At 58.6% G+C, this 6,815-nt stretch carries 8 protein-coding genes and 1 pseudogene; 6 read left to right on the top strand and 3 right to left on the bottom strand.

Annotated features, from left to right (window positions below):
- Together AC1ECN_RS37820 and AC1ECN_RS37815 are read left to right on the top strand one after the other, a co-directional pair.
- Positions 1 to 171, top strand: a 171-nt coding sequence (locus AC1ECN_RS37820) for a KUP/HAK/KT family potassium transporter (protein ID WP_477955938.1), incomplete at its 5' end; no start/stop codon positions are given.
- Between the two features lie 303 nt (positions 172 to 474).
- The gene (locus tag AC1ECN_RS37815; protein ID WP_477955937.1) at positions 475 to 1,566 is read left to right on the top strand and encodes a nucleotidyltransferase family protein; all 1,092 of its coding nucleotides are present in this window, start codon (positions 475 to 477) and stop codon (positions 1,564 to 1,566) included.
- Positions 1,567 to 1,922: 356 nt separating this feature from the next.
- Here AC1ECN_RS37815 and AC1ECN_RS37810 read toward each other — a convergent pair.
- A pseudogene (locus AC1ECN_RS37810) lies at positions 1,923 to 2,171 on the bottom strand (SDR family oxidoreductase); the annotation flags it as partial.
- 230 nt (positions 2,172 to 2,401) lie between these two features.
- On the opposite strand from AC1ECN_RS37810, the gene AC1ECN_RS37805 reads away from it, so the two are divergent.
- From AC1ECN_RS37805 to AC1ECN_RS37795, 3 genes are all read left to right on the top strand, one after another.
- Positions 2,402 to 3,013 (top strand): L,D-transpeptidase, encoded by a 612-nt coding sequence (locus tag AC1ECN_RS37805; RefSeq protein WP_130674084.1) that lies wholly within the window; start codon positions 2,402 to 2,404, stop codon positions 3,011 to 3,013.
- 822 nt (positions 3,014 to 3,835) lie between these two features.
- Positions 3,836 to 4,324: a cupin gene (locus tag AC1ECN_RS37800; protein ID WP_024319925.1), complete on the top strand. Its 489-nt coding sequence runs from the start codon at positions 3,836 to 3,838 to the stop codon at positions 4,322 to 4,324.
- A 189-nt stretch (positions 4,325 to 4,513) separates the two neighbouring features.
- A complete protein-coding gene (locus AC1ECN_RS37795) occupies positions 4,514 to 4,885 on the top strand; it encodes an RT0821/Lpp0805 family surface protein (protein WP_130655405.1) in 372 nt (123 codons plus the stop codon).
- A 109-nt stretch (positions 4,886 to 4,994) separates the two neighbouring features.
- On the opposite strand, the gene AC1ECN_RS37790 is transcribed toward AC1ECN_RS37795, so the two are convergent.
- A complete protein-coding gene (locus AC1ECN_RS37790) occupies positions 4,995 to 5,663 on the bottom strand; it encodes a hypothetical protein (RefSeq protein ID WP_024319924.1) in 669 nt (222 codons plus the stop codon).
- A 3-nt stretch (positions 5,664 to 5,666) separates the two neighbouring features.
- Positions 5,667 to 5,837, bottom strand: coding sequence for a hypothetical protein (locus tag AC1ECN_RS37785; RefSeq protein ID WP_165406684.1), 171 nt, complete (start codon positions 5,835 to 5,837; stop codon positions 5,667 to 5,669).
- Positions 5,838 to 6,175: 338 nt separating this feature from the next.
- On the opposite strand from AC1ECN_RS37785, the gene AC1ECN_RS37780 reads away from it, so the two are divergent.
- Positions 6,176 to 6,472, top strand: coding sequence for a PRC-barrel domain-containing protein (locus AC1ECN_RS37780; RefSeq protein ID WP_018069899.1), 297 nt, complete (start codon positions 6,176 to 6,178; stop codon positions 6,470 to 6,472).
- Positions 6,473 to 6,815 lie beyond the last annotated feature (343 nt).

The following is a 6,815-nucleotide window of genomic DNA, read 5'->3' as shown; positions in this document are numbered from 1 at the left end:
ACCTCCTTCTTCCTGTCCCGCCGAACGATCCTGCCGTCAAAGAAAGGTGGCCTGCCGTTCTGGCAGGACCGGCTGTTCATCTCTCTTGCGCAAAATGCCAGCAATGCGACAGACTATTTCGGGCTGCCGTCCGGGCGAGTGGTCGAACTCGGGCTGCAGACATCCATTTAGCGGCGAGAGACCCCACCCAGCCGCTCGAATCCCATTGGTGACCGGCGGAGAGAGCTAACATTTGCTGTATTGAAGTCTCACCCGCGGTGTCCGAGGGCATGTCGCACCCATTCGATGCCACGGCAGCAATTGCCGGCGGCGATGTGCAGATCTGCGAAGCGATCAACGCCTTGAAGGAGACGGTGGACAAGAACGCCGCAGCCGCAGTCCGTACAATAGTCCATGAGACAACCCTGTTCCTCTCCGGTGCTACGTCGGTTATTACCATTCTTGTTGAAATGGTCATAATAAGCGAGAGCTGCCATGAAGACTGTCGATCTGATGTACCAGACCATGCTGGCCGAGCTGGCGCAGCGGACCATGGACGCTGCATGGACAGCAGACTTCCCCTCGGAAGGCCGCTTCATCACAATGGAGGTCAAGGGCAAACGGTATTGGTATTTCGACATGCCGGATGGATCAGGCGGCAAGAAGCGTCGCTACGTCGGCCCTGCAGACGATCCGGAGATCGCGCAGCGCGTCGAGGACTTTAAGCGCGACAAGGAGAGTCTGCGCGACCGCAGGCGCATGGTCGCGAGCTTGACGCGACAGGGAGGCATGGTCGCGCCCGACCCAATGTCAGGCGACATCRTCGAGGCGCTTTCGGTCGCTGGCCTGTTCCGGCTCCGCGCCGTCCTAATCGGCACGGTCGCCTTCCAGACCTACGCCGGACTCCTCGGCGTCCGCCTGCCTCTGGCTGCGATCCTCACGGGGGATGCGGACATCGCCCAGGACTATACGATCTCCCGTGAAGTTGAAGACACCTTGCCCCCGATCCTCGATCTGCTGCAGGCGGTGGATCCGACATTCCGTCCGGTTCCTCATCGATCGGGCGCCGCAGCTTCGACCGCTTTCCAAACCAAGGGCGGCTACCGGGTCCAGTTCCTAACATCAAACCGTGCCTCGGACGATTACATCGACCAACCCGCCAAGATGCCTGCTCCCGGCGGCGCCAGCTCAGATCCGCTCCGGTTCTTGGATTTCCTCATTCGAGAGCCAATGAGGACCGTGCTGCTTCACAAGAGCGGTGTGCCGGTTAACGTCCCGGAGCCGTCCCGGTACGCTGTCCACAAGCTGATCATTGCTACCAAACGGCGTACAGACGGGCACTTCGTCCTGAAGCGCGACAAAGATCTCCGGCAAGCGGAACTCCTGTTCGAGGCGCTCTACGAGACACGGAGATCGTCTGACTTCGCCCTCGCCTATGACGAGGCTGAGGAGCGCGGCCCTGCATGGCGTGAGGCCCTGCAGGAGGGCAAGGACATGCTTTCGAAGGACGGCCAGCGGATGCTCTCGCAGATCCTGCGGCTGGGCAACCAGCAAATCGGCAAAGAGAAGACGGACGATCCACAGTAAGGAAAAAGAGCAAGGGGCAGCTATCGGACTGTCCATGCGAGTCTCATAGGACGAGGGATGAGAATGGTCACAGCAGGAATGGCGGAAAAATGGCGCCGAGGAACGCCGCCGTGCGCCCATGGCAAGGGCGCCCCTCCAAACAATGAGCATACCAGGCAAAGGCGCTCCCGCGCCGGCGCCAGTTCGCGCACGGCTTGACCGGTTAAAAGGGCAGCCGCAGGAGGGTTAGCATCGCGCCGCTCGGAACGAGCGGAACCCGGGACGACTGCCCCCGGCAAGCTGTTCCGCTTGGGGCGCACCACCCCAGGCTGTGCGAAAACTGGCGGAGGAGATCGCCACCACTGCGCTCGGAATTCTCAAGCGGTGGGAACGGTCCCGCCGTCGATGACATATTCGGTACCGGTTATGGCCGCGGCGCGTGGGGACGCCAGGAAGGTTATCAGATCGGCCACCTCGCCGGGTTTCGCCGGTCGCCCGAGCGGAATTCCGCCGAGAGAGTTCATGATGATCTTCTTGCCGCCTTCATAATCGGTGCCGACCTCCCTCGCGAGCCGTTGTGCCAGGGCTACGGCGGCGTCGGTCTCGATCCCGCCCGGCGACCTGACGGACTGGGGCCAGGCCCTGTGTCCCGCTTAGACGCGCTGCTCACATGGGCTGCCCAACGGGAGGGCGCGGACGGCGGCGATCAGGAGGGCATAAAACGGGGGCGTAGGACATGAGCTTCATCGACGTGACGGTAGCGACGAAGATCACGGTGAAATCCAGACCGACCCCGCCATAGTGCCGCCACAGAATTCCGCCCAATCATGCCTGTATAACAAGCGGATGGCGAAGAATGAGATTGCTGGTTTTCCTTGCTGCGGCCCTCTTTGCGACAGCGATGCATGCCCAAGCCCAAGTTTACGCACCGTATGATGGATACGATGAATACGACGGCTATGGCTATGATGACCCTTACAGCCCCTATCCCCCTCCTCCCTACTACGAGCCAGAGCCCAGCTATCGGGAACCTTTGCAAGAACGTCAGGAGCCATCAACGCGAATTGGGAGGGGAACCATCGTCATCGCCACGAGTGAGCATACCCTTATCTACACAACACCATGGGGTGAGCAGTTCGCTTACCCCATCGCTGTCGGCCGTGAGGGCAAGCAGTGGTACGGAACAACGCGGGTCGTATCGAAACGATTGCATCCTGAATGGCGGCCGACGGCCAGCATGCGGCAGAAGAATCCAAGGCTTCCGGCAGTCGTGAAACCCGGTCCCGCCAATCCGCTTGGAACCCGCGCGATCTATCTTGCCGACGGACTGCTCCGCATCCACGGCACCAACGATCCCTCCTCCATCGGCACCAATGCATCGAGCGGCTGCTTTCGGATGTACCGCCAGGACGTGGAGGAGCTTTACGAGATGGTTCAGCCGGGAACGCAGGTCGTCGTCCAACGGTGACTGTTCGTCAAACGGTCGCCAGCTCGGGCTTCAGCGATCCCGGGAAGTCATCTGGTCGGACCTCCTGTCGTCCTAGTTCCATTTAGCCGCCACTGACGAAGTTCCGCCTTCGCCTTTTTACGCCATATTTCACGTCGGGATTCACCTTGATCTTCTCCCCGGACGGCTTCCAAGCGAGATGACAGTTCTCGAAGCTCGGTCTGCAACGACAACGACTTCCTGATCCGTGGACATTTGCCGGGGCCAACGCTTTGTCGGCACACCTGCTAGGCGGTCGATCTCAGGGGCCACCTCCGCATAATCCAGCGGCCTACGGGATGCGTAACCGAAGGCTCTCTCAGTTGGACCCGGCCCTTTGACGTATCAGCAACGAAGGTATCGCCCTGGACTTCTTTGACACCAATGCTGGCCGTCCACTGCCATTTCTGACCAGGTTGGTTCGGCGTCGCAGGCGTTGAGAGCGTGAGTTCGCCCTCCGGCGCTTTGACGGCAACCGGAAAGCAACTACCGAGCGGACCATCAATCCGTGGATTTTGTCCCCTCGGGAAGGAGACGACGAAAGGCGATTCCTCACACGTATTCCCGCCCGTCGATGAGGTTCCGACAACTACCGCCATTCCGCCGATGACATCCATCTCGTCGGAGTGCGCCTTTCCGAAACTAGGGCATGTCAGGGAACCGCTGGTGACCCCCAAAGTTTAGCTTTGAGAACATCGTCGCAGATGAGCTCAATGGAAACGCGGCGTAAGATTTGGGCGAACAACGTCGACGGATCGATGGCCGTCGCGTCGCGGCAATCGACAACGACCTTGGGAATTCAGCATGAACACCGAGACAATATTTTTCAAGCCGAGCGACTGGGTCCCGAACAATCCGCATCTTCCTGTATTGATTTACAGAGGCCTTTTTGCTGACGGTGGAGCTACCGATTTCGACCGTCGTTTCGCTGCAAACGGTTGGACAGGCATCTGGACAAACGGTGTCTTCGATTATCAGCATTACCATTCCGGTGCCCATGAAGTGCTGGGAATTGCGCTTGGTAGCGCCACGCTGTTGATCGGCGGTCCGGGCGGTCAACAGTTGGATGTGATAGCGGGAGACTGCCTGGTACTTCCAGCCGGGACAGGGCACCGAAATCTCGGGTGCACGTCGGACTTCCAAGTGATAGGCGCTTATCCTAAGGGACAGCATGCCGACATTCAGACGTGCGCTCCTTCAAGCGAAATGCTGGCGAAAATCTCGTCAGTCCCCCTGCCCCACACCGACCCCGTCCAAGGATCGTCGGGATTTCTCACGGAGAAATGGCGGTAGTCATTGGCGCACCGCGACCGATTTCCTGAAGATGCGCAATTTGCGAGCCCAGCCTATTGGGTCCTTGAGAATTCGAGCCGTACTTTTCGAGAGTTTTGTTGTTGTCCGGCGAAATGAGCAGTCAATCGCGCCCGCATCTGGTCACAATGCGATGTCATACGCAGCGTCCGAAAGGCTGGTTTGCACTCTATGCTTTCAAAACTGATCGTGATTGCCATCTTGTCCCCTGCGCTGGTGCTGACCGCTTGCTCACATCCCGAGCCCCTGCAGACGTCCACGGTCGCTCCGGGCGCTGCGACGGCAGTTCCGATCACTGACCAAGCGGTGATTGCCGAGACGGTGGGACGGGCCACGGTCGGTTCTGATCCGCTTGCCTGGGCCAATCCGTCAACTGGCAGCGCCGGGGTTATCGAGCAGGTCCGGCCGGGCACAGACAATCCAAACGGATGCCGCGACTTTGTCACAAGCAAGCAAAGTCTTGAGGGCGTGACACGGTTCAATGGTGTCGCTTGTCCGGCAGATGGGTCTTGGAAGATAAACGGCTCACCGGGCTTGCACTAGCAACGTGGCAAGTTAAATCGGGTTCAGCGCTTGCTCTTGCATTTCAACTCCCTATTGCAGATCTCAATCGAAATTTCCTGCCGTCAGCAGAGCGATTCATTGCGTTAGATCAGTCGGCTTCATCACCTGTCTTTGGAAATAGTTGCAGGACATTCGATCCGTTCGATTGCGTGACAGTCCCAGTCGCTCGACGGCCGGAGCTTCGTTCTCCCACGCTCTGGATCGCCGATACGAGGCCCTCACGCTGGCGATAGTAGTCAGGCTTGGTAGGCAGCGTCAGACCGAACTCTTCGAGCATACGCTCAATCAGGTCCATGGCCTCGGCTGCAAGACCCGCATAACCTTCCTGACGCTTCTCAAAGAATCCATCGAACCCGGCCCGAGACAGATCGAGGCTATCCAACGCATAGTTGAGGTTCTTGACCCGGTTCGACAGCCACAAGATTTCGTCTGACAACTCGGTGGTGAAAAGCTTCCAATCGGCGTCCTTCGGAAGCGAAAGGACAGGATCCGGAACGTGAAACGCGAATTCGCCTTCGTCCATCGGATTGAATTCGGGGGTGTCCCGGACTGCCGCATAGCTCGCTCCGACGAAGTCGTCGAGCGCCAACACCGTCATCATTGCCAGATTTCTAGCCTCGCTTCGCGGGCGCCGATTGATCTGCTTTCTTGCAAGCTGAATCACGGTGGGGATGCAGGCGCCAGCAGTAAAGCCACCGGCAGCAATCAGCGCTCCCATTGCCATTATCCCTTGAGTGGTTTCGAAGAACTGCGTCAAAAGTCACCTCATTCGATTGGAGATGCGGGCCGCGTCAAAAGCACGCGCAGACGGAATCAGAACTTTCCGTTCCAATGTGCCGCGAACTGAGAAGATAAGGAACACTGTTTCCTCGCCTATTCCGCCCACTATTGAGCGACCGGAGGAGACAAAAATTTGGTCAATGATAGCCATGCTGGTTTCCCTGACGTCACCAGGCGTCTTTGCTGAACACCGGCGGCAGCTTCTTTGGCAAGGAGCTGTCAGTTCAAAAATGAAGTCAGCATATAAAGTGAGATCGAACGGTATCGCTTTCAAGGACCGTTTGTTGATTGAGTGGGGCGGCTTGTAGCAAAACTACCCCGCCTTCTTGTTTGATATTTGCCCCACAGTCAAAGCATCTTGCATCCCCGGCCAGGGCATCGGCATGGATCAATCTGGTGAGAAAGATGAAGGGATCTTGATTATTCGCCTACTGCCGGAACATTCGGTTTGCGTTCCGATTACCCCTCCTCCACAAAGAGGAAACGATCATGGATCATACCAACCACGTACGCTTGACGACTTCGGAACTTACCCCTGCCGTCCTCGAGGGCGCCACCATCTATGGAGCCGACGATCACAAGATCGGCAAGGTCGATCATATCCACGGCGCGGGCGCGGGCGGCTCCGCAGTCATCGACGTCGGAGGCTTTCTGGGTATCGGCGCGAAGCCTGTTGCCGTTCCGATCTCGGATCTTGAGTTCATGCGCGATGAAGACGGCGAAGTTCATGCCGTCACGAGCTGGACCGAGGACGAGCTCAAGCAGATGCCCGAGCACCGCGACTGAGCATAATCAGATGATGCCTTCTGTCCTGGGGTAGTCGTTGACGCTGCGGGGCGCATACTGGCGCAAAAGCTGCCGAAGCTCGTCGGCGATCGGTCCCAAGCAGCCAGCGGCTAGTCATCGCGAATGCTGCGTTTTCATCGTCGCGGGTCCCCCGGGCTGGAGGTCGTCCTCTATAGACGAAGTGCCGCCGCCTTCAACTGCAGCGCACGGGACCTGTGGCATAACTGGGACATGGCTGTGAATTGTCGCGGGCGCGTCCTGTTTCAGCCTCTATACCGTCCTGCTCCGCCGGGCGAAATTCGATGTGAATCGCCTTATCTGGCTTTGCCGTGGCCTACGCAGC

The sequence above is a fragment of the Rhizobium sp. 01N447_2 genome (assembly GCF_056399245.1).
This window is presented reverse-complemented; position numbering and strand designations above follow the sequence as displayed.

Coding starts and splice junctions, on each gene's coding strand:
- AC1ECN_RS37805 (WP_130674084.1), top strand. CDS start 2,402: ATGAGATTGCTGGTTTTCCTTGCTGCGGCCCTCTTTGCGACAGCGATG.
- AC1ECN_RS37800 (WP_024319925.1), top strand. CDS start 3,836: ATGAACACCGAGACAATATTTTTCAAGCCGAGCGACTGGGTCCCGAAC.
- AC1ECN_RS37795 (WP_130655405.1), top strand. CDS start 4,514: ATGCTTTCAAAACTGATCGTGATTGCCATCTTGTCCCCTGCGCTGGTG.
- AC1ECN_RS37785 (WP_165406684.1), bottom strand. CDS start 5,837: ATGGCTATCATTGACCAAATTTTTGTCTCCTCCGGTCGCTCAATAGTG.
- AC1ECN_RS37780 (WP_018069899.1), top strand. CDS start 6,176: ATGGATCATACCAACCACGTACGCTTGACGACTTCGGAACTTACCCCT.